At 38.1% G+C, this 26,370-nt stretch carries 23 protein-coding genes; 14 read left to right on the forward strand and 9 right to left on the reverse strand.

Translation table 11 applies throughout. The annotated features are described in order from the left end of the window. Positions 1-7 precede the first annotated feature (7 nt). From CLV96_RS15270 to CLV96_RS15295, 6 genes are all read left to right on the forward strand, one after another. The gene (locus CLV96_RS15270; RefSeq protein WP_004788063.1) at positions 8-1,279 is read left to right on the forward strand and encodes an NAD(P)/FAD-dependent oxidoreductase; all 1,272 of its coding nucleotides are present in this window, start codon (positions 8-10) and stop codon (positions 1,277-1,279) included. 8 nt (positions 1,280-1,287) lie between these two features. Continuing rightward, complete coding sequence (locus CLV96_RS15275) at positions 1,288-2,088, forward strand: DUF1365 domain-containing protein (RefSeq protein WP_004788214.1); 801 nt, start codon at positions 1,288-1,290, stop codon at positions 2,086-2,088. Beyond that, a complete protein-coding gene (locus CLV96_RS15280) occupies positions 2,045-3,337 on the forward strand; it encodes an SAM-dependent methyltransferase (protein WP_134152035.1) in 1,293 nt (430 codons plus the stop codon). Before CLV96_RS15275 ends, CLV96_RS15280 begins: the two co-directional genes overlap by 44 nt. A 98-nt stretch (positions 3,338-3,435) precedes the next feature. Then, positions 3,436-3,891 (forward strand): SRPBCC family protein, encoded by a 456-nt coding sequence (locus CLV96_RS15285; RefSeq protein ID WP_040917496.1) that lies wholly within the window; start codon positions 3,436-3,438, stop codon positions 3,889-3,891. A 58-nt stretch (positions 3,892-3,949) separates the two neighbouring features. Next, positions 3,950-4,312 (forward strand): hypothetical protein, encoded by a 363-nt coding sequence (locus CLV96_RS15290; protein ID WP_004788240.1) that lies wholly within the window; start codon positions 3,950-3,952, stop codon positions 4,310-4,312. An 83-nt stretch (positions 4,313-4,395) separates the two neighbouring features. Beyond that, positions 4,396-5,457 (forward strand): DUF1574 domain-containing protein, encoded by a 1,062-nt coding sequence (locus CLV96_RS15295; RefSeq protein WP_040917497.1) that lies wholly within the window; start codon positions 4,396-4,398, stop codon positions 5,455-5,457. Here the strand turns inward: CLV96_RS15295 and CLV96_RS15300 are convergent. Beyond that, on the reverse strand, positions 5,411-6,784 hold the full coding sequence (locus CLV96_RS15300) for a hypothetical protein (RefSeq protein WP_004787966.1): 1,374 nt from the start codon (positions 6,782-6,784) through the stop codon (positions 5,411-5,413). The two genes, CLV96_RS15295 and CLV96_RS15300, sit on opposite strands and share 47 nt — an antisense overlap. 138 nt (positions 6,785-6,922) lie before the next feature. Here CLV96_RS15300 and CLV96_RS15305 point away from each other — a divergent pair, with 138 nt between their 5' ends. From CLV96_RS15305 to CLV96_RS15330, 6 genes are read left to right on the forward strand one after another with little or no spacing between them, the layout of a single operon-like run. Next, positions 6,923-7,570 (forward strand): hypothetical protein, encoded by a 648-nt coding sequence (locus CLV96_RS15305; RefSeq protein ID WP_040917499.1) that lies wholly within the window; start codon positions 6,923-6,925, stop codon positions 7,568-7,570. A 34-nt stretch (positions 7,571-7,604) separates the two neighbouring features. Beyond that, positions 7,605-9,080, forward strand: a complete 1,476-nt coding sequence (locus tag CLV96_RS15310; RefSeq protein WP_004787917.1) for a nucleotidyltransferase family protein — start codon at positions 7,605-7,607, stop codon at positions 9,078-9,080. Beyond that, a complete protein-coding gene (locus tag CLV96_RS15315; RefSeq protein WP_004788049.1) occupies positions 9,070-10,110 on the forward strand; it encodes an NAD-dependent epimerase/dehydratase family protein in 1,041 nt (346 codons plus the stop codon). Before CLV96_RS15310 ends, CLV96_RS15315 begins: the two co-directional genes overlap by 11 nt. A gap of 1 nt (position 10,111) precedes the next feature. After that, the gene (locus CLV96_RS15320) at positions 10,112-10,834 is read left to right on the forward strand and encodes a glycosyltransferase family 2 protein (protein ID WP_004788089.1); all 723 of its coding nucleotides are present in this window, start codon (positions 10,112-10,114) and stop codon (positions 10,832-10,834) included. Then, positions 10,807-12,381 carry a hypothetical protein gene (locus CLV96_RS15325; RefSeq protein WP_208325412.1) on the forward strand — a complete coding sequence of 525 codons (1,575 nt, stop codon included), beginning with the start codon at positions 10,807-10,809 and terminating at the stop codon, positions 12,379-12,381. The genes CLV96_RS15320 and CLV96_RS15325 overlap by 28 nt, the downstream gene beginning before the upstream one ends. Before the next feature lie 22 nt (positions 12,382-12,403). Beyond that, the gene (locus CLV96_RS15330; protein WP_004787854.1) at positions 12,404-13,618 is read left to right on the forward strand and encodes an AZOBR_p60025 family cell surface glycopolymer formation protein; all 1,215 of its coding nucleotides are present in this window, start codon (positions 12,404-12,406) and stop codon (positions 13,616-13,618) included. Here CLV96_RS15330 and CLV96_RS15335 read toward each other — a convergent pair. After that, positions 13,615-15,093, reverse strand: coding sequence for a PDZ domain-containing protein (locus CLV96_RS15335; RefSeq protein WP_004788280.1), 1,479 nt, complete (start codon positions 15,091-15,093; stop codon positions 13,615-13,617). The genes CLV96_RS15330 and CLV96_RS15335 overlap by 4 nt on opposite strands. A gap of 4 nt (positions 15,094-15,097) precedes the next feature. Further along, a complete protein-coding gene (locus CLV96_RS15340) occupies positions 15,098-16,645 on the reverse strand; it encodes a S1C family serine protease (RefSeq protein WP_004788188.1) in 1,548 nt (515 codons plus the stop codon). 31 nt (positions 16,646-16,676) lie between these two features. Between CLV96_RS15340 and CLV96_RS15345 the strand changes: the two genes are divergently transcribed. Beyond that, positions 16,677-17,714, forward strand: coding sequence for an ATP-binding protein (locus CLV96_RS15345; RefSeq protein WP_004788140.1), 1,038 nt, complete (start codon positions 16,677-16,679; stop codon positions 17,712-17,714). 46 nt (positions 17,715-17,760) lie between these two features. Here the strand turns inward: CLV96_RS15345 and CLV96_RS15350 are convergent, their stop codons facing one another. The 5 genes from CLV96_RS15350 to CLV96_RS15370 all read right to left on the reverse strand — a co-directional run bounded on the left by CLV96_RS15350 (position 17,761) and on the right by CLV96_RS15370 (position 23,324). After that, on the reverse strand, positions 17,761-18,294 hold the full coding sequence (locus tag CLV96_RS15350; protein WP_004788008.1) for an adenine phosphoribosyltransferase: 534 nt from the start codon (positions 18,292-18,294) through the stop codon (positions 17,761-17,763). 103 nt (positions 18,295-18,397) lie between these two features. Then, positions 18,398-19,288: a protease HtpX gene (htpX, locus tag CLV96_RS15355; protein WP_004787957.1), complete on the reverse strand. Its 891-nt coding sequence runs from the start codon at positions 19,286-19,288 to the stop codon at positions 18,398-18,400. Between the two features lie 93 nt (positions 19,289-19,381). Next, entirely contained in the window at positions 19,382-20,989 is a 1,608-nt protein-coding gene (locus CLV96_RS15360) for a hypothetical protein (RefSeq protein ID WP_004788282.1), read from the reverse strand. Further along, on the reverse strand, positions 20,986-21,444 hold the full coding sequence (locus CLV96_RS15365; RefSeq protein ID WP_004787852.1) for a ClpXP protease specificity-enhancing factor SspB: 459 nt from the start codon (positions 21,442-21,444) through the stop codon (positions 20,986-20,988). Before CLV96_RS15365 ends, CLV96_RS15360 begins: the two co-directional genes overlap by 4 nt. Then, positions 21,441-23,324: a polysaccharide biosynthesis protein gene (locus CLV96_RS15370; protein WP_208325413.1), complete on the reverse strand. Its 1,884-nt coding sequence runs from the start codon at positions 23,322-23,324 to the stop codon at positions 21,441-21,443. The genes CLV96_RS15365 and CLV96_RS15370 overlap by 4 nt, the downstream gene beginning before the upstream one ends. A gap of 83 nt (positions 23,325-23,407) precedes the next feature. On the opposite strand from CLV96_RS15370, the gene CLV96_RS15375 reads away from it, so the two are divergent. Then, positions 23,408-23,887 carry a hypothetical protein gene (locus CLV96_RS15375; protein WP_004787960.1) on the forward strand — a complete coding sequence of 160 codons (480 nt, stop codon included), beginning with the start codon at positions 23,408-23,410 and terminating at the stop codon, positions 23,885-23,887. On the opposite strand, the gene hrpB is transcribed toward CLV96_RS15375, so the two are convergent. Continuing rightward, the gene (gene hrpB, locus CLV96_RS15380; protein ID WP_004787869.1) at positions 23,869-26,334 is read right to left on the reverse strand and encodes an ATP-dependent helicase HrpB; all 2,466 of its coding nucleotides are present in this window, start codon (positions 26,332-26,334) and stop codon (positions 23,869-23,871) included. The two genes, CLV96_RS15375 and hrpB, sit on opposite strands and share 19 nt — an antisense overlap. Between the last annotated feature and the right edge of the window lie 36 nt (positions 26,335-26,370).

Genomic DNA, 26,370 nt, shown 5'->3' on the forward strand with positions numbered 1-26,370 from the left:
GAAACTAGTGAAAGAAACTTTAGCAATTGTTGGAACAGGGATCGCAGGTCTTGGCTCCGCTTATTTTTTAAAAAATGATTTTGATTTAACTATTTTTGACAGTGCCGATTATATCGGAGGTCATACGAATACGGTGATGGTAGAAGAAGATGGGAAAAACATTCCCATTGATACAGGATTTATTGTCTTCAATCATGTGACTTATCCTAATCTTCTTAGACTTTTCCAAACATTAAATGTTCCCACTAAAAAATCAGATATGTCATTTAGTGTCCAACATGATCCCACCAAATTAGAGTTTTGTGGCTCAGGTCTCTCGGGGTTATTTGCTCAGAAAAAAAATCTATTTCGACCTCGGTATCTGAAAATGTTACTGGAGATCGACAGGTTCAATCAGTCGGCTCCAAAAATTTTAGACGATCCTAAATACGATACTTGGAATTTGGGACGCTATATGGAAACATTTGGATATGGAAAAGACATTTTAAACTTCTATTTAATCCCGATGAGTTCTGCGGTTTGGTCGACCCCTCCTGATTTGATGTTAGAATTTCCAGCCAAATCACTCATTCGTTTTTTTTATAACCATGGATTTTTAGGACTCAATACCCAGCACCAGTGGTACACAGTGGATGGCGGGTCTCATGAGTATATCAAACGAATCATCCCTCCGATCAAAGACAAGTTTCGTTTGAATCATCCCGTCAAACAAGTGAACCGAACAGGTGATGGGAAGGTAGAACTTGTGTTTGGAGAAGGTAAAAAAGAAATTTTTGATAAGGTATTACTTGCCACTCATGGCCATATTTCTGCGAAACTTTTAGGAAATCCTACAAAATTGGAGAGTGAACTCCTACCTCTTTATCAATACCAACACAATACAGCCACCTTACATACGGATGCGAGTGATATGCCAAAAGTCTCTTCTTGTTGGTCGAGTTGGAATTATAAAATTGTCGAAGATGGAATGGGAAAACAAAACCCATATACAATCTATTGGATGAATCGTTTGCAAAATGTTTCCAAAAAACAAAATTATTTTGTGACCATCAATGATCCTGGTCGTGTAGCGAAGGATAAAATCATCAAAAAAATCGATTATGAACACCCTCTTTTTTCTGTGGAAGCCTCCCTTGGCCAAAGCCGATTGTTTGAGTTAAACCAAAATGGACCTATCTATTATGCGGGTGCTTACTTTCGGTATGGATTTCATGAAGATGGATTTTTATCAGCAGTGAATGTTTCGGGGAACATACTAAAAAGGGACCCATGGACTTAAACTCTTGTATGTATGAAGCGGACGTGTTCCACGCTCGGACCGCTCCGAAACCAAATAAATTCCAATACCGAATTTTTAATTTTTATTTGGATCTCTCGGAAATAGACCAATTGTCCCACAAGAGTTTTTGGTTTTCCAGAAACCGTTTTAACTTATTTTCCTTTTATGATAAAGACCATATCCAATTTGAAAAAGGAACAATTTATGAAAACGTTAAGTCTTTTTTAGAGGCTTCGGGTGTTCTGAACATTGGAAAGATATTTCTTCTTACCAATCTTCGGGTCTTAGGATATGTTTTTAATCCTGTAAGTTTTTACTTTTGTTTTGATACGAATGGGAAGCCACTGGTATCCATTGCAGAAGTAGGGAATACCTTTGGGGAAATCAAACCTTACGTTGGTTATTTTAAACAAGCCAAGGGAACCATTGCTGATCCCGATGTTTATATCCGGGAACCAAAGAATTTTTATGTCTCACCTTTTATTAGTTTGGATTCCGATTTTGAGTTTCGATTGAACTTACCCAATGATCAACTGCAGATTGGTGTCGACTCTTTCGAAAATGGGAAACGAATTTTAACCACATCCTTTCTTGGAAAAAAAATTCCATTTCAATCAAAATACTTATTAAAACTTTTTACCCAATTTCCATTTATCACCGTCAAAATAATAACATTGATTCATTGGCAAGCGTTCAAACTTTGGATCAAAAAAATTCCGTACATTCAGAAACACCAAAACTTAGAGAAACAAACAGGAGTTCCCCTTGGAAAAATCACAGAACCAGTCCCTCTTACAAGACACGATTGATTCAAAACTTTTTACCGAATTAAAGAACAAGTCTACTTTAGAACAATTCCCCATTTATAGGAAGATATTTTTGAAAGCTATGAGTTCCATGAAACGAGGATCCCTTCGTATGATCTTCCCAAATGGAGAACAAGTTACCATTGGAGATGTAAATTCTTCTTTTGAGCCAAAATTTCATTCGGCACTCATCCATGTAAAAAATCCTGTTTTCTTCAAGAAATCAGTGTTATATGGTGATATTGGGTTTTCAGAATCCTATTTAACAGGTGATTGGGAAACCGATTCCATTGAAAATGTAATTTCTTGGTTTATTTTGAATGTGGATGATAGTCCCAATCTTTCCGGAGCCAAAAAGAAACTTTTTCATTTGGATTTATTCAATTTAGGCAATAAATTCTTACATTTTTTAAGAAAAAACACCCTAACAGGTAGTAAAAAAAATATCGTAGAACATTATGATTTAGGGAACAAATTTTACAAATTGTTTCTTGATCCTTCAATGACCTATAGTTCTGCCTATTTTGAATCTCTGGAAGATAGTTTAGAAGAAGCCCAAACAAGGAAAGTGGATAAACTTTGTCAAAAGTTAAAACTTAATCCTGGAGATCATCTTTTGGAGATTGGTAGTGGTTGGGGATTTTTATCCATTCATGCAGCAAAATACTATGGATGTCGTGTGACAACCGTTACTCTGTCCGAAGAACAATATGTTTATGCCAAAGAAAGAATTCAAAAAGAAGGATTATCTGACAAAATCGAAATTCGTATCCAGGACTATCGAAAGATCGAGGGACAATACACTAAAATTGTATCTGTAGAAATGTTAGAAGCAGTCGGGGATGCATATTACGAAACATTCTTTCAAAAGTGTCAAGACCTTTTGACAAGAGACGGAATTATGGCCCTCCAAGTCATCACTTGTCCTGATTCTCGGTTTACCTCATTCAAAAATGGAATCGATTTCATTCAGAAACATATTTTTCCCGGTTCACTATTGCCATCGATTGGTCGTACGGGAGATATGTATTTATTTCACTTGGAAGATATGGGACTAAGTTATGCGAAGACGTTAAGGCTTTGGTTAAAGGCATTTGAAGAGAACCTGACAGAGGTAAGAATCCAAGGGTATAGCGAAACTTTTATTAGAAAATGGAGATACTATTTGGCTTATTGTGCTGCGGCTTTTCAGATGCGAAACATCAGTGTGATTCAATCGGTTTATGTAAGGCCAAACAATCTAAATCTCTAAATTCGTACTAAACCTGACTACCGGTAGGGGAACCTATCGGTAGTACCATCCCAAAAAACATCTTGCCAAAGAAAACCTGTCTCTTTACTACTCTGTGTATGAGAGAAACAATGTCTGTATTTACCTTTGATGAACCAATCGAACGATTGTGGGCGGGTGTTACCGTCTATGAAGTGTTAGTCCATTGGTTGGCAGATGAAGTAAGAGGAAGACCAAAAGTTGGTGGGGATTTCTCATGGACTTGGAAATTGGGTTTGGAAGGTGATTTCACCACTCACGGAATTTATAAAAAGATTGAGCCATTAAAAGAATTGGTGATGGAATGGAAAGACCATCCTGCTGATCCGACAGGTGCAATTTATTTACAATTATTATTCGAATCGAAAGGACAAAATCAATCTCAGTTAACGATTGTTAATGGAGGGTTCCCGGATGGAGAAGGATCTGATGTTTGGATTGAAGGAGCCAAAGAGGCTTGGGATGGGCAAGCCGTTCATTTAAAAGACTTCTTAAAACAAAATCCGGACATCACAAAATTTTTTAAAAAATCTTGATCTCCAAGGCCTTTCTAAAATCCTGGTAAAAGTAAGGGTTGTTAAGGAGGGCTGGAAGATGGAATATCCCGAATTGGAAACGTATTTCCAGAAATTAACTGATATAACTGACCGGATCGCAATGATGAATAATCATTTTGATGCGACACCTGAGATCGACATACCACAGTTATCTGAATTTTACGCAGACATTCAGTCAAAAGACTGGGAAAATACAGATAGAGAGTATTACGACCTCTTTACTAGTTATTTTACCTTTCATGTAAAAACAGTGGAAGAAATCATTCAAGAAGCGCGTGAAATTTTGAATCCTGAAAACAGGGAATATGTAAAAAAATTGGTAAGCCATGTTCGTAATGCGGATGATTGGTTTGTCAACTTGAAAAAGAAACGTAAACTCGCTCGCACACAAGTCGCTTAAACTATTTCTCCCTCGGCTGAAAGCTCGGGGGAGGTATCTCAATTCGCTTTACAATTAAATCCATTTCCTTTCTCCTTTCAGATATGCTCAAGGCGCGGTTCCTTTTTTACCCGGTTATTCTTTTACTATTTTTGTTTTTGGTAGATTCTATATTTCGAATCCCCTATATCCAAACGATTACCAAGATAGATTTAACGGCAGTTAACTATAAGGCAAAATCAGACTTTTTAGAAAAATTAATTTCCGAAAAACCGGGAGTGGGATCCCCAAAAACAAAAAAAATCATGTTAATTTTGGGGTCCTCTCGTCTTCTTTATTTTGATTACGATGAATTGGTTTCGTTTTATCCAGATTGGGATATATACAATCTTTCTTCAGCAGTAACTACACCTGCTTATTACGATTTTCAGCTGACAAAGATTTTGGATGCAGGCATCAGACCAGATTTGGTCATTATGGAGACGGATCCAAATCAGTTTAATCAAAACTCCGTATTCAAAAGTTCTAACCTCACTTATAGTTTTGATTTATCTTATGTTTTGTCTAACTTGAGTTTGTTTGGAAAAGACCACGTTTCATTTTACTTGGGCCGTAAACTTTTTGCTGTTGGAACTTATAAACCGTATATAGATCAAATGTGGAAAAATTATAGAAATCCTTATTTGGACAATGCCATCGGAATGCATAAGGCAACGTATGATTATATTCTAAGCCATAACGGAAATGGCCTTTCACCGATTGATAATTATATGGAAAAAGATTCTAACTCGTTGCAAATGACAAGCCATAGAACCTTGGATTGGTTATTTGCTTCATATGTTCGTAGCCCTATGCAATTTGGGTTTTATGAAAAGATTTTAGATCGTTTGAAAGAGGAAAAAATCAAAACGGTAATCGTTTGGCCTCTTTCCTCTCCTGATTTTGAAACATTGATGGAAAAAGAAACATTAGTCAAAACTTGGGAAAAAGAGATCGATTTAATCACAACAAGTAGAGACTTTTCGATTTTAAAACTTAAAAATGATCCATCTTACACCTGTAATGCGTTCGCAGATGGAGGTCACGTAGCAAAAGATTGTTACCGAAGTCTAATGCGTTCTATTCTATTGGAATATTTTCGGAAGTATGAACCAAATCATCTGTAAACTCAATTCCACAAATGGGGATGGGCCCTGTTGAGGATTCAATTACCGATTTGAGGGATCTTGGTTTTTTAGGAATCATGAGAGTGGTTCCTTCTTCGTTCGTTTGTACATACTTCATACTGGCACTGAGCCCAGACGGTGAATCCGCCCAAAAGAAAATTCCTTTCGTGTTTGCCGCAATCACCCTTCCATAGTTTTTTCTTGAACTTCCAGGAATGGCTGGAGTTCCAGAAGATGCAGTATAAAAATTTGCTGAACCCTGTTTGATTGTGTTTTTGTAAGTTGTTGGTGTGACAGGATTTGTAACGATCCTTGAAAGGGTTGCGGGTAAGGGGTATCTTGCCAGTGCAGTTGTTAAATTAATGTTAGTGGGAGCAGCACCATCACTAGTCACCTGCTGGACGGAAGTAAGATCGACAAGCTGATAACTTTGTGCAGTGAGAAGGGCAAAGACACGAAAGAACACGTCCGAGTTCTGGTTCCCGAGTAAAGAGGCATCAAAATTGGGAGCAAAGGTTGTATTTTTAAATAAATTCATTAAGTTCCCAGTTGAGTTGGCTCTTGTACCAGAAGTCCCAATGACTGTTTCTCTAAAGAAGTTTTGTCTTTGTGGTTCATTAGTTCCAGAGATGTCATAGAGATAACGCATAAACACATAAGCAAAAGAATATTGTTTTAGAACATCGGAACTACTACTATCCCAATCTAAAAGAGAAATACCATTGATCCCATCGGAACAACGAGAATCATTTACTCCCGAATAACAATCCAATCGACTGATTTGTGGCCCGTAACCAGCTATGTCACTGGCTACTTCGCTTGTTCCTTCGTTGATCCAAAGTTCGTCGGTTTGGTTTACCGCACGCATTCTTGGATATCGGAGTAGATGTTGGAATTCATGGGCTGCAGTAGATGCAAACGCATTCGGATCATTTTTGAGAGCCACAATCAATTCTTTTCCATCCATATACAGAACTTCTGCATAATTGGACCTTACTCTAGAAAATAGATTGTCAGGAAAATAATTGATAGGGTCAAAATATCCTGCCACATAGGCACTGTTTGCTGTGGCACCATCACGAATGTCCATCACGAGGATTTTTACTTTCCCATCTCCATCGATATCACTTGGTGCACCAAAGGTACTTACGAGCGTAGGGTAAGTAATTGTATCAAAATCGCTGGCAAATTTTAATAAGTCGTAATTTACAGATAGAGACCTTTCTTTGTAAACTTCGACATTCGTACCTGAACTAACCAAATCAACGGAAACACAAACACTGGATTGTGTGATTAAATCCCTTGCCCAGAGATCGGGTCCATTCACACAGTTACTTCCTAGCAAAGAATAGGCTCCCAGAAGTAGAACCAGATCGTTATTTTTTTCTGTTTGTGGATTGAGTGGATTGCAATAAAATGTGAATGATGTTAAAAGGAAGAAAGGAAAAAGGATCAATCGTTTTAAATGCATAAATTCCTAGTAGCAGGCCTTTTTTCCCTGACATTCATTTGGACGAATCCAAACTTTGCAAAGTCACTGGACGGTCTGTATTTTTCCGAAATGCTACCTACGGAAAATGGCTACCTAATTCTAGGAATAGAAATTTTTACAGAAAAGGGAAACTCTTTTTACAATGCGCAGGAGCTTCGGTTTCAAAAATCCCGTGGTTGGGAAGAGGTTTTATTTGTTGGAAAAGTGACCCGGGATGGTAAGGACCTCATTCTTGTCCCAGAAGCTTGCCAGATCCGAGCCACAGAGACTTGGGGGAAAAAAATGGCCCTCCTCAGGCGGTTCGACTGCGACCATTTGGAGTTTCGGTTGGGGCCTTTTGGGTCAGGTCCACTAGTCCTTTCTGAGTCTTTGCTCGGAACTTGGAAAGAAGTGCTGATGCCCTACGTTTTGGACCATAGACCAGGGGATCCGGTGGCCATTCATTTTGATGCCCCACAAATCACAACAGAAGGCATTTGGGGCTTCCATCTGAACGGACTTGGTGGCAAAGACCCCGAAAAGTCATGGAATCCTTCTAAGCGAATTTGGGAGCCCTTCCAAGGGTATCGTTCTCGTCCTGGTTTGCAATTCTACCGTTGGAAACGATCCTTTTCTAATTGACCCACTAGTCCATTCCAGGGACTTTCCTTTTACATTGAAAAAGATCAGAATTGGGGTCATTGCGGCTGCCGGAAAAGGAACCCGAGCATATCCCCGAACCAGCTTCATTCCAAAACCTCTCTTCGTCATTGAAGGAAAGTCCATCCTCCACCGAAATGTGGAGCTCATGGTGAAGACCTTTGGAATTGAAAAGGTCTATGTACTCGTAGGCCACCTCAAAGAACAAATCATTGCAGAGATTGAACACATCCGATCCATAATACCCAAAGTGGTTATTGAACCAGTTGCTTGGACAGAGAAAGGGTTGGCTTCTGATGTGGCGAGTCTTGAAAAAACCATTCATGAACCTTTTCTAACGATTCTTGGGGATGAATTCTATTATCGAACTGACCATGATATCTTTTTAAAAGTTTTAAAGAAACATCCCAATATGGCAGCTTCCATTGGGATAGTGAAAACATCATTACTCTCAAGAATTCGCAAAAATTATTCTGTTGTATTAGAGAATGATAAAATTCTTAATTTAGTTGAGAAACCTGAAAATCCTCCCAATGAACTTTTAGGATTGGGCAGTTATTTTTTTACCCCAGAATACTTTGAGTTTTTTAAAAAAACTCCCGCATCACAAAAGTCAGGTGTGATCGAAATTACTGATGTCATAGATAAAATGGCGAAGGAGTCCAAAGGAGGGGTGTATGCAACCATGCTCAGTTGTGAATACTTCAACATCAACTCCATGCAAGATTATTATCATGCAGTATATGAAGTGAGAAATGACTTATTCCATAAGTTTAAAACCAGTTTGGTCATTCCAACCAACAACAATGAAAGATCCATTACAGATGTGATTGTTGACTTCAAAGACAAATTTAACGAAATCATTGTCATTGATAATGAATCAACTGATGAGACTTTGGCTCTCAGTAAAAAAGAGAAAGTGAAAACTTACACATTTCCTGGTGATGGCGATCCCACGAGACTCGGAGAGCAAGTAAGAAGGGGAATCGAATACGCAACTGGAGATATCATTGTTGTTGTTTCTCCCGATGGATCTTTTAGATCCAAAGACTTCCCAAAGTTACTCGAATATATGAAAGATTCGGATATGGTGATTGGGACACGCACCACTAGGCAGATGATCGAACAAGGTTCGAACTTAAAACCACTTTATCGTTTGGTGAATTTACTGATGGGTAAATTGGTCGAAGTATTTTGGTGGGGACAAGAACCTCGATTTACCGATGTGGATTGTCAGTTTTTTTCTGTTTGGCGAGAATCTTACGAACGAGTGAAACCACAACTTGTTGTTGAAGATCGTAAGTTCATTGTAGAACTGATGATCGATATTGTAAGGTCACATATGCGTTGTATTGAAATCCCAGTTTCTTATTTCAAACCAGTGGGGCAAGTGGAATATAGATTACGTGATATGATTTCTGATTCCATTCATATAATGAAATTAATTTTATCTAAAAAGTTTTACCTAGGAGAAGATCGCGATGGCGAATAAAGTATTGGTAACAGGCGGATGCGGATTTTTGGGGTCCCATGTTTGTGAATTATTCCGTAAAGAAGGTTGGGATGTTGTTAGTTTTGACAACATGACAAAATATGAATTAAAACGCACAGGTTATGGAACTGACGCCACTCGTGATTATAACTGGAATTATTTAAAGTCGATTGGTGTCACAATGGTAAAAGGTGACATTCGAAATTTAGAACATCTTATGGATCGTTCTGCAGATTGTGATTATATCATCCATACAGCGGCGCAACCTGCCATGACCATTTCCTGGGAGGACCCGGAACTAGATTTTTCAACTAACGTGATTGGAACTTTTAATGTTATGGAAGCGGCAAGGAAACACAAAATTCCAGTCGTGAATACATCCTCCATTCATGTCTATGGAAATTCCATTAACGATAGTTTGACGGAAGGGAAAACCTCTTATGAAAGAAATCCAGTAGAAATCCCTGTTACCCAACCAACTATGGTGGGCCAGATTTCTCCTCTTCATGCTTCGAAAATGAGTGCTGAACATTATGTACGTTCTTATACGGATATGTATGGTGTAAAAGCAGCGAGTTTCCGGTTTACCGGGATTTATGGGGAACGTCAGTTTGGTGGTGAAGACCACGGATGGGTAGCAAACTTTGCCATTCGTTCTGTATTTGGACTACCACTTCGTATTTTTGGGACGGGTAAACAAACTCGCGATATTTTACATGCTGAAGATGGTGCTAAATCTTATTTGGAGTTTTTTAAAAATCCGATACCTGGTGTTTATAATATTGGTGGTGCAAGCCCTCATAAAATTTCCCTTCTGGAATGTATTCATTTGATTGGAGAAATCCTTGGTAAAAAACAAGAAATACTTTTTGAAGTAGAAAGGCCAGGTGACATGCGTTACTTTATTTGCGATATTACTGAAGCAAAAAAATTCGGTTTTAATCCAAAGATTCTTCCGAAAGAAGGTGTCACTCGACTTCTCAAGTGGATTGAAGCGAACAAGGACGTATTCAATATTTCTGGAAAGTAGAATGCAAAATAGAACTTTAGTTGTCATCCCTGCATACAATGAAGCCGAAACCATTGAAGAAGTGATTCGAGGGGCCATTGTTTATGCCGATGTTTCGGTGACGGATGATGCAAGTAAGGATGCCACGCCGACTATTTTAACTAAACTACAGAAGGAATTTGGCAAACGTCTTCATGTGATTCGCCATGAAAAAAATACCCATATTCCAAAGGGAATCCAAGATGGTATGAAATATGCGGTAGAAAAAGGATATGATTGGGTGATCACAATGGATGCCGGCTTGTCGCATGACGCTAGTTATCTAAAGGAATTTCAATCTTATCCTATGTGTGACCTTGTCATTGGATCTAGAACTTCCACTGTCAATGTTCCGTTATACCGTAAGTTCATATCTTGGCTTGCTGCCAAAGTTATGAATTATTGTTTGTCCAAAGGTATTTTCAATTTATTTGGAGCAAACTTACGTGATTGTACAAGCGGATACAGAAGGTATTCAAAACCGATGTTTCAAAAAATTGCAGCATATCCTTTGGAATCAATTGCATTTGATTTCCATATGGAAGCTCTCTCAATTGTTGCAAATAATGATGGATCCATAAAAGAATTACCCATCCGTTATGTTTTTTCAAACAGTAGTTTCAATCGCAAAGTTTTGAAGCTTGCAATCCAATTTGCTAAAAAACTATTATTAAGAAAATGGAAACTGATCCCTCAATATCCGTAAACAAATCTCGTTTCGGATTGAAATGGAGAGTGTTTTTTCTCACCTGTTGTTTGCTTGGTGGGATTTTTTTGTTAGATCGAATTCTTTTTTTCGATCTCTATTTTCTTTTCCCAAATGAAACAGAATGGGATTCATCTCCTTGGTATAACTTCATACATAAAACAAAGGTATTACAGTCCACAAAAGATAAACATAGAACCATCATCACTGGAAGTTCTGTTGCCCTCTATTCAGTTCTGCCAGATGAATTAAACAAAAAAGATATCTCAAAAACAAGATATTCTTTTTTTTCTCATGTTGCAATGGCTCCTACGGATCTTTTTTATTATAAAGAAATCCTTCTCGAATCTCATCCCGACTTAGTGGTTTATTTACATAATTTTGCAGATTTACAATGGGAATATTTAGAACCTAAAGAGGGGAAACTTGAATTCAATGAAACCCAATGGCTTCAAGAATTTGGAGAAAGATATCCTGCAAAAACAATCTATCCGGATGCGTATTTGAATGATCATTGGATGGAGTTACCTAGAAAAACAATTTCTAAACTTGCAACAAAATCCCTTTTTTATGTGAGTCGGTTTCGAGTGTTCTTTTGGGATCCGATCGAAGTTTATATCGATAATCATTTTCGCAGTGGTAGAAAGTATCATCTGTACCAAGGTGAAAAGCCAAGGGAAGGGATTTGGTCTAAGGGATGGACAAGGGAAGTGGCAACTCTGTCTTGTCCCGAAAAAAAACCTAAAGAATCTATATTTACACAGAGACCCAATACAAAGTTAAAATTTCGTTTTTATTCAAATGAGAATTCTCTAACTAACCAAAAACCAATTTTTGAATTGGAAAAAACTTATGAACGTTCCGGTTGGAATGATTTGGTTTGGATAAATCTGATCCCCGATTCACCAGAATGGTCTCTAGTACAACTTCAAGTTGTGTCGGAGTTGTCTTCTGCAAAAGAAGTAAATCTCATTCGGTATGGGAATGATGAAAAAGTGGGAGTCCGGCTCTCTCATTTTTTTTGCAAAAAAGTGGATGTAAAAAATCGTTCTTACTCTCGATCAAGCTATTGGGATGACACTCGTTTGGTGACGATGGCAGTCGATGATTTTAAAAAAGATTACTTTGAAAGAATGATTCGTGATGCTGGCTCAAGGAATGAACTCTGGAGGTTACACTTTGTTCGAGAAGCAAAAAAAAATGTAAACTCAGTTTTATTTGAGCCTTGGTTGGAATTCAACCGTATCCTGGAGATATCTGATTATTTTTACAAAAACAAAATCCCCTTTGTATTGATTTTAAGTCCTGAGAATCCAATTGAATTTGCATTTTATAAAAATTCGCAATGGAGAAAAGACTGGATTTCAAATTTAAAATCGCATTTAGAACTCAGAGGTCAGACTTTAATCGATCATACTGAAGTTGTGAGTGATGTCCGTTATTTTTTTGACCCGCATCATTTAACATACGAAGGTGCTCTGTTTTATAGTTCTATTTTTTCTAATTCTTTAGAGTTAAAAATCCCAAAAATAAATACTCAAAATTAAATCCTTAGTCTGGAGTAGACAGATGATTCTAAAAAGTATCAAACCAATTTTTTTATTTTTTAATTCAAAACAATGGCTTACCGTTTCGTCTTTTGTTTTGATTTGGGGAGTCAGCACTCTAACATATTGGAAAAAATATGAATGGAACCCCAGTTCTATGGTGAACTTTGGTTATGAGTTTGCTTTGCAAAATCAGAAAGAAACGCCAGAGCAGGCCATCTTATTCAAAGGGGAAGCGGGAGACCTGGGGGCAGGTTATGATGGCCAAATTTTTTACTATTTTTCACGACCACTTTCAGAGTTTAATTTGAATTGGCCGAAGGGATTTGATGAATCCTACCGGGCACCTAGAATTGGTTATCCTCTGTTAATTGCTCTTTTTGGTTTTTTTGGTAAAACCATTGCAATTTTCGGAATGTATTTTTGGAATATTTGTCTTACTCTTGTTTCTTATTTTTATTTGCGCAAACTTCTAAATGAAGAAACAAAACCGTATGCAATTTTGTATTTGCTTAGCCCATATGCATTGGGTAGTTATTATGTTTTAGTAAGTGATTCTGTTATGGTTTCCATATTAATCATTGCATATTATTATTACGTTAAAGAAAACTATATCCCTTTTATACTTCTATCTAGTTTAGCAATTCTGACGAAAGAACCTGCTTTGTTTTTGTTATTCCCTTTGGGCCTTGCCGCAGTTTTTCGTTGGGACTGGAAACGAATCATTGCTGTTGGTTTGGTCCTTGTAATCCCAGTTTGTTGGCATTTGTATCTGGCTTATCGATTCCCAAATTGGAGACCTGGCCGTCTAACGGATTTTATTTTACCTTTAGAAGGACTAATTTCATATATGGAATCCATTTGGCGATTCCTTGCGAGTGGAACCAATTGGAAAGATTTGGCTCGGTTGTTATCTAGGTTCCCTTTGGTTGTTTTATTTTTTCTAGGTTTATTTTTGCCCTTTACGGGACAAATTCGGAAAGGTTGGGAATTCCGGATTTCTTTTTTACTGATTATGTTTATGGTGGGGACCGCAGGATATTATCATTTTTGGTCAGTTTATGAAAACGTATCGAGGATGTTTACCCTTTCCATTCCCGTTTTGTTATTTTTAATGAATTCGGACAAGACGGTTCGTAACCAAGAATACATTCTACTAACTTTGTTCGTTCTAGTTTTGTTTCTTGTCAAAGTACTCCTAATTTCTAAGCAGTTAGGTTATCAGGTGGGATTCTAAAAGTTAGAATCCCTTTGGATTTGAAAACTTTGTTTGGCTTCTGCGTTTAATGATTGGATTTCTTCTTTTTTGAATATCATTTCAAATCCGTCTGACATTGCGAAATGAATATAAGGTGTACTCGATTCTTTGATTAAGGTTTGTAGTTGTTCCAAAGATTGTACTTGGACTCCATTGACTGATTTGAGAATCATTTGGTGCGCAGTGTGGTAGGCCTTATTCCCTGAAAGTGGTAAAACTTGAGATAAAAATATCACTTTTCCTTCGTTGGAATTTCTTTTTATTCTGTAAAAATCATTCAAATATAAAAGTTCTTTACTGACACGATTTCTCCATTGGTTCCCATGTTCTGTCAGGTATTGTTCTGACAACTCTTGGAAAATGATCCCAGCTAACATTAAATATTTGGGAGTTTGAAATCTAGAATTCCCATGCGGGATTCGAATTGCAGACTCAGGGATAGGTTTTAAATCTAATTCAAGAGAAACTGGCTTTTTATTTCGAAATACTTTGACTTTTATTTTTTTTCCGAAAGATGAGTCTGTATCATTCGTATTATGGAACAAATAAGAAACATTCAGTTTCCCAAATTTTGGATGATCAAAATAACCCTTTGGATCAATTTTGAAATTAGAAACTTCTAATAAAACATCCTCTAATTGCAAAACTCCATCTGCAGAAGAACCTGGATAAATTTCTGCAACAAGAACTCCTAAATCATCTTTTCTTAACCCATAATGATTTCTTGTTGCACTATCAATCAACGGTTTAAATCGAAATCCTTTGAAGGGAAAGTTTTTTCCATCAATAAAATGTCGTATCGAAAACGTAGGGATTACTCTTCCTGTATTGTTTTCTTTAAATTGGTATAAGATCCCTTGCGGGATTCTAGAACTTACATCAACAATCAGTTCTCCCACACCATCCAATTTTTCTTCTGACTGGATTTCAATAAAGGGAAGTTCAACATAACCACTTGAATAGGCTTCCATATCCAAACGAATCATCCTGATTTTTTTTTCTTCGAGATTCCTTTGGTCCTTGCTCTCCATTACAAGTCCTGTTCCAGGCAAAAAAACCTCATTAGAGAAAGTCACGGCTTTTAGGTCCTTTGCGGCATTTGGATCGTTAAACTTTAGAATCGCCAGTCCTAAGTCCGGATCTAGTCTTTCTAACTCAGCAGTAAAAACTTTTAGTGAATCTGGTTTTTTGATTTCGATGCTTGTATAAAAATAAACTGCCTGAGCTGGAATTAAAATTTTATTTTCACCAATATAAATTCCTGTGGACTGTCGGACCTCGGGATTTTTATTCCTCCACGGTTGGATAAAATGTGGGTATTGGACTGTTACCTTAACCTGGAGGATGGATGCATCTGTCATACCAACTGGGAATGATTTTGAAAGGACCGCCCCGGAAACTAAGAAAATGGAAAGAGTAAAAACGAATCGAAAAATTTGGTTCAGAAATTTCATTATTTTAATTCCCTGTTAGGTGATATGTTTTTTTTATTTCTAGGTCTGCTTTTTCTGATTCTTCACGATCCAAAATCATTGGCAGTTGAATTCCGTAAAATTGAATCCTAATGGTTTTATCTGTTGAACTTTGAAATAATTCTTTTAGATGGTTTAAATTTTTTACCTTCGTTCCATTGACAAATTCCACAACCATATTCAAATAAAAATCAGAATTGGAATTGATTGGATGAGGTAACTTCCGGTATAAAACAACATCTTCCGATTGTCCGTCAGACAAAGTAGGTGAGTCATAAAATCGGTAAACAAGAAGACTTCCTCCTTGTGTTTGCCCATTTTTACTCCAAGCTTCAAGTAAATCTCGATTCACCGTCTGAAATATATGGCCACCAAACATTAGATAGTCATAATTGACTCCGTATCTTGCTCTTTGGTTTTCCATTTGAACCATTTTTTTTGCAGGGAATTTTACATTCATTTTTTTCTTGTCTCTGATGAGATCAAATTGAATCTCATCCCCAGCAAATTTGTTATCTACAACTTCCAAAAAATCAATGGAGTTTGTTTCTAATAGGTTCCCATTTCGTCCGATTTTACGTCCATCAATAGCAGTTAAATAATCCCCTGGTTTTAAATATCCGTCAGCAGAACCTGCCTTTATAACTTTTGTGATAAAAACTCCTTCTTCTCCTTTGGGAATTCCATAGTATTTCCTATGCGATTCCGAATAAGATGGTTGTGTTTGGATTCCTAACTCAACATATCCATGGTAAATACCGTCTTCAATATCCTTCAAAAAATGTTGGATCACCGCTGTTGGAATGATATAACCAATGTTTTCTCCTTTTGTGGAAGCTTGGAAAGCAACACCAACCACCTTTCCTTCTTGGAGTGCAGGTCCTCCTGAGTTTCCCGGATTGATTGCTGCATCAACTTGTACAACCAAATGGCTGTCAATTTGCGAATGTGCATATGTTGACTGTTCAATACGCGATACAATTCCTCGGCTAACAGAAATTTTGCTCCCACCAATTGGGTAACCAATGATATCAACTGGACTTGCGAGTTCTGGCAAACTACCTAATTCTAAATAATTACTATCATCATAGAATTTTGGATCAGAAACTTCCAGCAGAGCCAAATCGCAGTCGTGGGCGACAAACAAAACTTTTAATTCATACCATTCTGTTTGGTTGTTTCGTTGGGTTTCCATAAATTTGGCATTAGAAACAACATGGGCGTTGGTAAGGATGCGGTTCTTTGAGATTAAAAAACCTGATCCAGTAGAAGCAGAAATGCCTGATGACATCCAAGGGGAAAAAGGGTCTTTTGCTTGAGAAAAAACTCGGATTTGGACTACAGATTTCTTAATTTCGTCAATGGATTGTCTGGGTTCTTCAGCAGATAGAGGATTTAGGAATAAACTAATAAAAAATAAAATAGTACTCGCAAAGAGGAACGGGGAGAGGAGAATTTTTTTCTGTTTTTGCATGAGTTTGTTTGAATCCACCATATTCGGAGCCACCGCCTTTTTTTCGCTGATTGCAGGCATTGTTTCATTTAGAAAGAATCCGCGGACAAGAATGAAAACAAGTTTTTCAATTCTTGCGGCTTTTTTCTTTATCGGAGATTTGACAATTCTTTGTGATACTTTGTTCTTAGAAAATAAAATCTTAAACCAACCCCATATCATCTCCACATATTTGGTTTTCGAATCATTTATTCTTTTGTTTTTTGGATTACAGTTCCCCACATTCTTCCGTAACTTTTCTCGTTTGGTTGTCATTTGTTCTTTTATCTTGGGAATGGGGATTATGCTTTTATTTGTGGACTTGGGTCTGCTCAATGAAGTATATCCGAACGCAAGTCTTATCCTTTTAAAATATTATTATAACACTTATTATGTGTTAGCTTTTTTTGCCTTTTCTTATTTGATCATTGCCAAATTAAGATTTAATTTCCCAGCAATTCAGAAGTTTATGGAATACATTTATTTTGCTACATTCTTTACTTGTGCCTTTTTTTTGTTTCTTTGTTTTTTTCCTAATTGGATACCACTAACAACCAAATATTTTTTGCATTCATTTTTATTTATGAATCTATTGTTTCTATTTTGTTTTACAGTTTTTTTATTCCATTATTCGTTTACTGAAGATTATCTAACACATCCGTTTTCTTTTATTTTTGAAAGGTCAGCAAAAATCTTTGAAGAGCAAATCCCAGCCACAAGATCCAACTCCCGACTCATTAAAGAAAAACTTTGGAGTTTATATGACAAAAGAAATTGGCGTCATATTATGGATAGTTTTTGGTTTCAGATTCTTGTGGATGAAACATTAGACAATGCCTTGGAACATGGTGGCAAAAGGGAAGATGATATCATTACTGTACATGTATTCGAATCACGTAAGTTTATTGATGTATATGTGATCGATAGTGGAAAAGGATTTAACCCGCGCCAAATTCCAAGTCCCATCGAGTCAGATAGAAAATTGGTTACAGGGGGGAGGGGAATTCACATTCTGAAAAAACTTTTTGTTGTTCGTTGGAATTTTCTAGGGAATGAAGTGAGTATCCGAGTGGATAAAACAAAGAATTCTGATTGGAAATCCGCAACCTAATCAAAACTCTTTGTTTTATAGTAGATACTAGTTATAGTTTGTGGAATCAGTGTCCTTCAAATTCACAAATAGAAAATACATCAATTCCGTATGTATCTTTAATTCGTTTTGCCCCGCCTAGGTCTGGTAAGTTGATAATGGTGGAACATTCATGAACAATCCCTTTTAGGTTTTGGATAAGTTTGATAGAAGCTTCTAAAGTTCCACCAGTGGCGATCAAATCGTCCATGATTAAAACACGTTCCCCAGCGCTAATGGCATCTGTATGAATTTCCACATGATCCACTCCATATTCCAATGCATAGGATTCGGAAATGGTGGTACCAGGTAGTTTCCCTTTTTTTCGGATGGGTACAAATCCAACGCCAAGTTGGAAAGCCAAGGCCGCTCCCGGGATAAAACCCCTTGCATCAATGGCAGCAATTTTATTCAATTTAGCATTTTGGTATCGTTCTACAAACATCCCAATGGTGAGTTGGAAACCTTCTGGATCGATGAGAAGGGAAGTAATATCGCGAAATAGAATTCCCGGTTTTGGATAATCGGGTATGGTACGAATCTTTGATTTGACAATGGACATAATAGGATGAAACCAAAGAAGACTAGGGCTTTGCAATAAAAAAAGGCCGGCATTTTTGCCGACCTTTCTGAAGAGAATTCTTAAACTCTCTCTTTTAAAACATCTATCTCATTTGTTTAAGAGCTAAGATTCTTTCTTCTAATGCAGGGTGGGTTGCAAATAGGGAAAGAAATCCACCTTTGTTGGATGAGATTTTAAAGGAAGCAATTGCTTCTCCTCTCGGATCTTCTGGCATTTCTACCATTTGTCGTAATGATTCTAAAGCAGAAATCATAGATTCTCTTCCCGCAAGTTTGGCGCCACCAGCATCCGCTCGGAACTCACGTTGGCGTGAGAAATAAGCCACTGCCATAGAACCAAGAATGGAAAACGCAATGTCGAGGACGATGGTCACAACAATTCGTACTATATGCGCCATTTCTTCTTTTACAGCGTTTGCTGCCAAATAAGCAATGATGCGAGAAATGAACATTGCAAACGAGTTCACAACACCTTGGATGAGAGTGAGAGTCACCATATCACCGTTGGCAACGTGTGTTAGTTCGTGGGCAAGCACTCCATCTAATTCTTGGGCATTCATTCGATTGAGAAGACCTGTTGATACGGCAACAAGGGCGCTGGATTTACTTGGTCCTGTTGCAAATGCGTTCACTTCAGGAGATTCATAAATACCAACTTCTGGCATAGGAAGGTGAGCTCGTTGTGCAAGCGATTGCACTCGACGATAAACATCCATTTCTGGTGCAGATGCTTTTTTAGGATCGATGACTTTGACTCCCATCGTCCACTTCGCCATCATTTTAGAAAGTAAAAGCGAAATAAAAGATCCCGCCATACCCCACATCAAACAGAATACAATGAGTTGCGTAAGATCTAAACCATAAGCACGGATACTAAATCCCATTGAACCAAGTAGGGTGGTTACAATAGAGATTGTAGTCATAATCAAAATATTGGTTAACAGGAAAAAACCGATTCGTTTGATCCAAGTCATAGGAAATTGTTCTCCTTAAGGTTCTCATGGAACCTATTCATTAGACTAAAACTGTACTTGTCTCGGCTTGAGATTACAAGCAAATTAATGGTTTCATTTTGCCTGTTTTTCCTTGGGGCCAAGATACTGGACGAGTAAAAAAAGTGCCGCAAGGGATAAATACGCTATCGGAAAATCCCAACTCGCAAGTTCCGTGAAGCGATTTAAAATGGCATTCCCTTGTAGTTCGTAAGAATGTATCCATCCAATTGTAGAAAGGATTGCTGCAACACCTGCCCAAAGAGCGGCTTTTTTCCATTCTTTCTCTAAGATAAAAACCACCATAGCGGACCAAACCATCGAAGTGATGAGAAATCCTTGGGAAAGCGAAAGCACTCCACTTAAAGCATAGGGGAGAAAAGTCAAATGAGGAGGGATGTCTGATAAGGTAAAATGAATGGTCTGCTTGACTCCTAATTCCTGTAAGGTGGTTTGAAGTTTCCCATCCAAAAAGATAAAAACATTTTGGATGATAAGAACCGCCCAACCTGCAAAGGCAGGCAAAAGCCCAACCACAACCGCAGGGGAATGGTGACGGGGGATGGCTTGGAACGCTTGGCTTGTGATGACAATTCCAATCCAAAGTACGATTGCCATCCCGGCTTCTACAGGAATGAGAGCTTGGATGAGTCCCATCAGTCCAAATAAACTCACCACTGTCATAAAAATTCCAGAGAGTACTGAATAACTATGTTTTGCACCGAGAGCTTTCCATCCCGGATGACCAATGTAAATAGTTGTTGGAAAGGGAGAACCAAAAGCAGTACCCGCAAGGGTTCCAAGTCCATTGACAAGTAAGGAAGTTTTTGTATCAAAACTATCTCCAGATGCTTCTGCTGATTCAATGTTTTGTAACGAACCAATGACATTGAAAATTCCCATAGGAAGGATCACGGAAAAATAGGCTTTGATATTGGCGTAGGTTAAAGTTTCGATTAGGGGGCTAATAGAAAGTTGGGGAAAATAAAAACCAATGGTTTGTAATCCATTGTCGATGGCCCCAGGTTGGTAAATGGGGTCACCCCAAAAACTCGAAAGATAGGATAACAAAATTCCAAGGACAACGGATGTTAATCCACCTGGGATTCCAAATGGAAATCGAACCTTCCCGAAGTATTGTAATAAAATGACACCTAGCGGAATAAAGGCGATGATGGGTCTTTCAAATGTACGAAGTAAAAAATCCATTGAGATAAAGGTAATGGCAATCCCAGCCAAAGCTGATAGTAAAGCGGCTCTTGGAGTGTACAATCGGATTTTTGCAGCCACAAAAGATCCTATGACTTCAATACAACCTGAAATAAAAGAAACAAGAAGGCCTGCTTTCCAAGCCGCAACGTAATTTCCCGTAGCTTGGTAGGTAGGGAACATCACAAAAAATACAAATGCAAAAAGAGAAACTGTATTAATTCCGTAAGGAATCGCTGTAACGTCTGTACGGTTAGTTTTTTGCCCTAATTTCCATGCCTGCCAAGCATAAAAGACATTTCCAACTAACAAAGAAACGGCTGCACCTGGCAAAACTACTGCAGTGATAAAACCAAGTGGGAAACCACAAACTCCCAAACAAAGAGCAGAAAGAACTAAAAGTTGGATGAGGTTGTCTACCATGAGACCAAAAAAGCCGTCGAGATCACCACGGGTGATGGTAAAAAAATTCATTCGTTCCGTTTCCCTCCAAAATCAACTCGGATCACATTCCCATCCCCACTCACTTCTGGTTTGGTTACCTTTGGTTTTGATACATTTTCTTCAGGAGTTGCTGCAGCTTCCACTTGTAAAAATCGAAGTTGTGTTGCGGAATTTTGGAACTTATCGTAAATACGAAACACAGCATCCCAAGGTATCATTGTAGGTTCCCAAGCAGATCCAAATTGTAGTTCAGCAAATAAATAATCGGGTTTGCTATCTAATACTTTTACGGCTTTATCACCAAACACAAGTACAATGCCTGATTCTTTTTCTGCGTTGAGCAATCCACGTTTCCCAATTTCTAGTTTGGGGTGAGGCATTACATGGATGTAAAATACTCCAAATCTTTCCCAATAGAGATTAAACAAATCTCTCTTAAACTCACGTAATGTTGTGATTTCTTCCTGCGTGAGGTTTTGACTCATAAATTCCTTTTACCGTGCGATGTTTCCCATTCGATGTATTCATCATGGATTTTGTATTCTGGAATGATTTCTTTGAAAGCACCGAAAAGTTCCCTATTTTTGTTGGCTTTGGCGAGAGAAAACAATCGATTCAACTTGTTTTGGAAGAGGAGAAGATTATAATTTTCTAAAGGAGCCGCAATTCGAATTTTTGGATGGTGTGTTTTTTTGATTCCTTCTTGGTTGAGGAGGAGTTCTTCATACAACTTTTCTCCTGGCCGTAACCCAGAAAATTCAATTGCGATGTCTTTGTGTGGAGTGTATCCTGATAAACGGATCATCTCTTCTGCAAGAGAAAGAATTTTGACTGGTTCTCCCATATCTAATATAAATATTTCTCCATGTTCTCCCATACTGCCAGCTTGTAACACAAGTTGTGTGGCTTCTGGAATTGTCATGAAGTAACGAATGACATCAGGATGTGTGACGGTGACAGGCCCACCTCGTTTGATCTGTTCTCGGAAACGGGGGATGACACTACCATTGGAGCCGAGTACGTTCCCAAATCGAACGGTAATGAATTTTGTTCTTGAATTTTGTGAAATGTGTTGGAGATAAATTTCTGCCGCCCGTTTTGACGCTCCCATCACATTGACCGGGTTGACTGCTTTATCAGTGGAAATTAAGACAAATCGTTCAACACCGATTAGGCGGCAAACATCTGCAACGTTTTTTGTCCCCAGCACGTTGTTTAACACAGCCTCAGAAGGATTGATTTCCATCATAGGAACGTGTTTGTAGGCGGCGGAGTGAAATACAACCGAAGGTCTATGTTCTTCAAAAATGGCAGATATACGAGAAAGATTTTTTACATCTGCAATGACAGGTCGAATGTCTATATTGAGATCTGAAAAACTTTTTCTGAGTTCATAATCAATTTCGTATAACGGAGTTTCTGCGGCATCTAAAATAACAAGAACACTTGGTTTAAAAAGTGCCACTTGACGACAAATTTCAGATCCGATGGAACCTCCAGCTCCCGTCACAAGGATTACTTTTTTTTCTAAATAAGAACGGATGGATTCAATTTCTAAATCTACCGTAGGCCTCCCTAAAAGGTCTTCTACTTGTACTTCACGAAGTTGGGTGATATTGGGTTTGCCTGAAAGATACTCTCCGAACGTGGGAAGGATTTTGAAATCCACACCGGCACTTTCGCATTCTTTCATTAGTTTGCTCACAACACGACCGTCCGGTTGCGGGACCGTCATAATCACTTTTTTTACGCCGTAACGAACTAAAATTTTGCCAATCTCATCGGTGGCACCAAGGATCGGAACTCCTTGGATGTAACCACCTTTTTTGGAAAGGTTGTCGTCTAAAAATCCAATAGGTTGGTAATCCAAATCAACATTCCGTCTAATCTCTGTTAAGAATGAACTTCCGAGTTTCCCTGCCCCAACAAGTAAAATGGGTGTCCCTCGTTTGGATTTGTCAGAATTAAAAATTTGTTCCCTTAGCATCCTCCAACTCAAACTTCTCAAACACAAAAATCCGAGAAGGATGAGTGTATCGAGAATTGGTACCATTCGAGACAATTGGTGGAACCGATTGTAGAAGAGAAGGGCAAGAGTAGAAACGAGAGATGAAAGGACAGTCGCTTTGATGATGGATAGAAGGTCGTGTAACGAGGCGTAAGACCATAATGATCGGTAAATCCCCGAAAATAGAAAAACGACGCTCCGCGAGACAACAACGATGGTGGCACAAACCCAAAAATCGGGGTAACTATCTAAAAATCGTATGTTTTCAAAACGCACAAGGTGTGCGAGAAAATACGACAAAAACATAAAGAGTATGTCTACAGGAAAAACCCAGTATCGTCTCGGGATCGATTTCATATCTGATAAATAAGGGTATTTGGAACAAAATTCCTTGTAAATACAGAATCTTTTCCGAAGAATAGAAAAGAGGAAAAACCTGTTTGAAATCACTTCTTTTCCGCCTAGCGGGAACATTTTCTGCGGAAATTGGCTCTGAACTTTATTTAAAATTGAAGGAGGAATCTCTTTCCCCCTCTCTTTTTTGCCTTGATTTTTCGGAAGTAGACGAAGTCACAGAAGTAGGTTGGGAATTTTTAAGAAAGATTGTAAGTCGGTGTAAAGAAACAGGGTCCAAAGTGGCGGGGTTTGGCGTATCGATTGCCGTTTCAGAGGAAAACTCGACATTGCTCTCTCTCCATCCCACAGAATCCGACTGCATTCATTTTTTAGAATCCCAGATCATCAGTGAAACTCCAGCAAATGAACTCACTCCCCAAACGGAAGAGAAAACCGTCCATTGTCCGGAATGCCAATCTCTCCTTCGTTGGAAACTAGCAGGGGATTACCTTTGTCCCAATTGCCAAACCAAATTTTTCGTAAATAAAAAAGGGTGGGTATCCACTTACGAACGTTTGGTGTGATTTAAGTGTTTTGTGGGGACAGCTTCCCAAGGTTTTTCAGGCCAAGGGTGTTTTGGGTATCTACCCTTTAATTCTTTTTTGACTTCATGATATCCATGATTCCAGAAACTTTCTAAATCTTTTGTAATTTGTACAGGTCGGCGTGCGGGAGAAAGTAGATGGACCAAAATATTTACTTTCCCATTGGCAAGTTTCGGTAATGATTTTAGGCCGAATAACTCTTGTAATTTGACATGAAGTTCGGGTTCGATTCCATCATAATTCAAATGGATGCGAGAACCGGAAGGTACTTGGATGGATACTGGTGCTTCAGAATCAACCAAATTCAATTTATCATAACCAACATAGGCTTTAAATGCCTCCAAAAAAGGGAGTTTGTCTAAGGACAATTTCCCAGAATCAAAATTGATAAAAGGGAACAACCACTCTTTTGCCGTTTGTTTTAGATGCGTTGGATCCACATTGTGATCTAAAACTCCAAAACTTACTAAAAACCTGATGCGATGATAAAAATGTTTTAACTCAGATTCTTTTAACCAATCATCTTCCCAATTGGACTTTGCGATGTATTCTTCAAGAGCCAAACGAAGTATGGTCTGGTTTGATTCTTTGGACTCTTTCGAATCTAAAACTAATTCGCCTAGTCTTCTTTCTTCTTTAACCAAAAGAAAAGATTCGCCTCTTTGGTTGGTTCGTTTTTCGGAAACAATTTTTGTTTCAATTTGATCTAAAAAGAGATCTTCAATTAGGTTTAAGTCCAAAGGCAAATAGTTTGTAATGTATAGGTCTTGGCCGAATGAAAATGTGTCTAAAACTAAAATATATTCAGGAATTTGAATGGATGAAGTTTTTAAAATTCCTAATTTCCCATTTGAAAGTTTAAAATCTTTCCCACCTAGGGCCTTGGCTTTGGCAATTCGATCCGGGAATCCAGATGCCAAATAAAAGAGTCTATTTTTCTTCGAGAGAACATTGGAAAAATCGGATTTTTCCCTGTAAATACGCAAAATTTGATCATAAATAATGCGCAAATCAAAAGGAAATTGAGAGGGATGATTCTCCACTGGAAACGTTTTTGCATCGATCCCTGTGTTTTCTTTTCCAACTAACGAAATAATATCGGCAATGATATTTTCTTTCTCTTTTGGAAGGATTGCCAAAATTTTCCCCAACCGAATGGGAAGTGGGTATCGCAGACATTCTTTTCCTAAATTTGTTAAATTTGTTTTTGAATCCAAACAACCAAGGAGCTTCAATCGATTTGTACTTTGGGCCACCGATCCTTTGTTTGGTGAATCTAAAAAAGGCAATTGATGGATTTCTTCTCCCCAAGACTTTACTTCTAAAACCAAACGATCAATATCTCCCTCCAGGATTTCAGGTTTAGTTCGACCTAAAAAAGAATTTTCCTCATCTTTAGACCAAAGTCGGTACACCAATCCTTTCCCTTCTCTTGCTGCCCGCCCAGCACGTTGTTTGGCGCTGCTCAAACTGATTCGATCTTTGACTAAGTGAGATATTCCTGATTCCGAATCAAAGATAACATGTTTGTGGTATCCTGTATCAAAAACTATCCGAACACCAGGGATGGTGACAGAAGACTCCGCGATATTTGTGGAAAGAATGATTTTCTTTTTTCCGGACGGGGAAGGTAAAAAGATTTTTTCTTGTTCGGATAAATCCATGTCTCCAAATAACCCGTAAACCACTGCGCTGGATTTGATTCCTGCAAGGGATTCTAATTGGTTTCTTAAGTTTTGAATTTCTTTTTTCCCAGACAAAAAAACGAGGATATCACCTTCTGTTTGTTCTACGGCTTTTGGGATTAAATCCAATAATCTTTCATTTGTTTTTTTTTGAGAATCACCCATGTGGAAAATTTCTAAAGGATGAGGGTTGGCACTGACATGGATCGGTTTGGATTTGATCCCAATCGATTCAAAATTTTGACCTTCGAGAGTTGCAGACATAACCAGTATTTTTAAATCGCTCCGAAAGACTTCTTGGGTTCTGCGAGCCAACGCAAAACATAAATCAGAATCCATTCTTCTTTCGTGAAATTCGTCAAAAACAATCAGTCCATATTCTTTGAGTTCAGGATCATTCAGTAAAATTTTGGTTAAGATCCCATCGGTTACAAATTCAATCTTTGTATTTTTTCCGATTTTTGTATCAAACCGAACGCGATACCCAATGGTATCTCCCAATGATTCATTTAGAGTTTGGCTAATCCTTTTGGCGGCATTCTTTGCAGCGATCCGTCTTGGTTCTAAGATACAAATTTTTTTCTCCAAGGAAAGACCGGCTTTTAGAAGTTCCGTCGGGAGAGCAGTTGTTTTTCCTGTTCCAGGCGGGGCGTCCAGAATGGTAACAGGATTTTTTTGAATCGAATCAACAATGGATTGTAAGGCGGTTAATACAGGAAATGGATCCAAAGGAGGTGACACTTTTATTCTTATAGAAGAGATCCCTAAAGAAAAAAT

The organism is Leptospira meyeri, assembly GCF_004368965.1.
GTDB classification, from domain to species: domain Bacteria; phylum Spirochaetota; class Leptospiria; order Leptospirales; family Leptospiraceae; genus Leptospira_A; species Leptospira_A meyeri.

What these genes read in the sequence shown, in the direction of transcription:
- CLV96_RS15275 (WP_004788214.1), top strand. Translation starts at nt 1,288, where the DNA reads ATGTATGAAGCGGACGTGTTCCACGCTCGGACCGCTCCGAAACCAAAT.
- CLV96_RS15285 (WP_040917496.1), top strand. Translation starts at nt 3,436, where the DNA reads ATGAGAGAAACAATGTCTGTATTTACCTTTGATGAACCAATCGAACGA.
- CLV96_RS15290 (WP_004788240.1), top strand. Translation starts at nt 3,950, where the DNA reads ATGGAATATCCCGAATTGGAAACGTATTTCCAGAAATTAACTGATATA.
- CLV96_RS15295 (WP_040917497.1), top strand. Translation starts at nt 4,396, where the DNA reads ATGCTCAAGGCGCGGTTCCTTTTTTACCCGGTTATTCTTTTACTATTT.
- CLV96_RS15305 (WP_040917499.1), top strand. Translation starts at nt 6,923, where the DNA reads ATGCATAAATTCCTAGTAGCAGGCCTTTTTTCCCTGACATTCATTTGG.
- CLV96_RS15315 (WP_004788049.1), top strand. Translation starts at nt 9,070, where the DNA reads ATGGCGAATAAAGTATTGGTAACAGGCGGATGCGGATTTTTGGGGTCC.
- CLV96_RS15320 (WP_004788089.1), top strand. Translation starts at nt 10,112, where the DNA reads ATGCAAAATAGAACTTTAGTTGTCATCCCTGCATACAATGAAGCCGAA.
- CLV96_RS15325 (WP_208325412.1), top strand. Translation starts at nt 10,807, where the DNA reads ATGGAAACTGATCCCTCAATATCCGTAAACAAATCTCGTTTCGGATTG.
- CLV96_RS15330 (WP_004787854.1), top strand. Translation starts at nt 12,404, where the DNA reads ATGATTCTAAAAAGTATCAAACCAATTTTTTTATTTTTTAATTCAAAA.
- CLV96_RS15335 (WP_004788280.1), bottom strand. Translation starts at nt 15,093, where the DNA reads ATGAAATTTCTGAACCAAATTTTTCGATTCGTTTTTACTCTTTCCATT.
- CLV96_RS15340 (WP_004788188.1), bottom strand. Translation starts at nt 16,645, where the DNA reads ATGCCTGCAATCAGCGAAAAAAAGGCGGTGGCTCCGAATATGGTGGAT.
- CLV96_RS15345 (WP_004788140.1), top strand. Translation starts at nt 16,677, where the DNA reads ATGAAAACAAGTTTTTCAATTCTTGCGGCTTTTTTCTTTATCGGAGAT.
- CLV96_RS15350 (WP_004788008.1), bottom strand. Translation starts at nt 18,294, where the DNA reads ATGTCCATTGTCAAATCAAAGATTCGTACCATACCCGATTATCCAAAA.
- htpX (WP_004787957.1), bottom strand. Translation starts at nt 19,288, where the DNA reads ATGACTTGGATCAAACGAATCGGTTTTTTCCTGTTAACCAATATTTTG.
- CLV96_RS15360 (WP_004788282.1), bottom strand. Translation starts at nt 20,989, where the DNA reads ATGAATTTTTTTACCATCACCCGTGGTGATCTCGACGGCTTTTTTGGT.
- CLV96_RS15365 (WP_004787852.1), bottom strand. Translation starts at nt 21,444, where the DNA reads ATGAGTCAAAACCTCACGCAGGAAGAAATCACAACATTACGTGAGTTT.
- CLV96_RS15370 (WP_208325413.1), bottom strand. Translation starts at nt 23,324, where the DNA reads ATGAAATCGATCCCGAGACGATACTGGGTTTTTCCTGTAGACATACTC.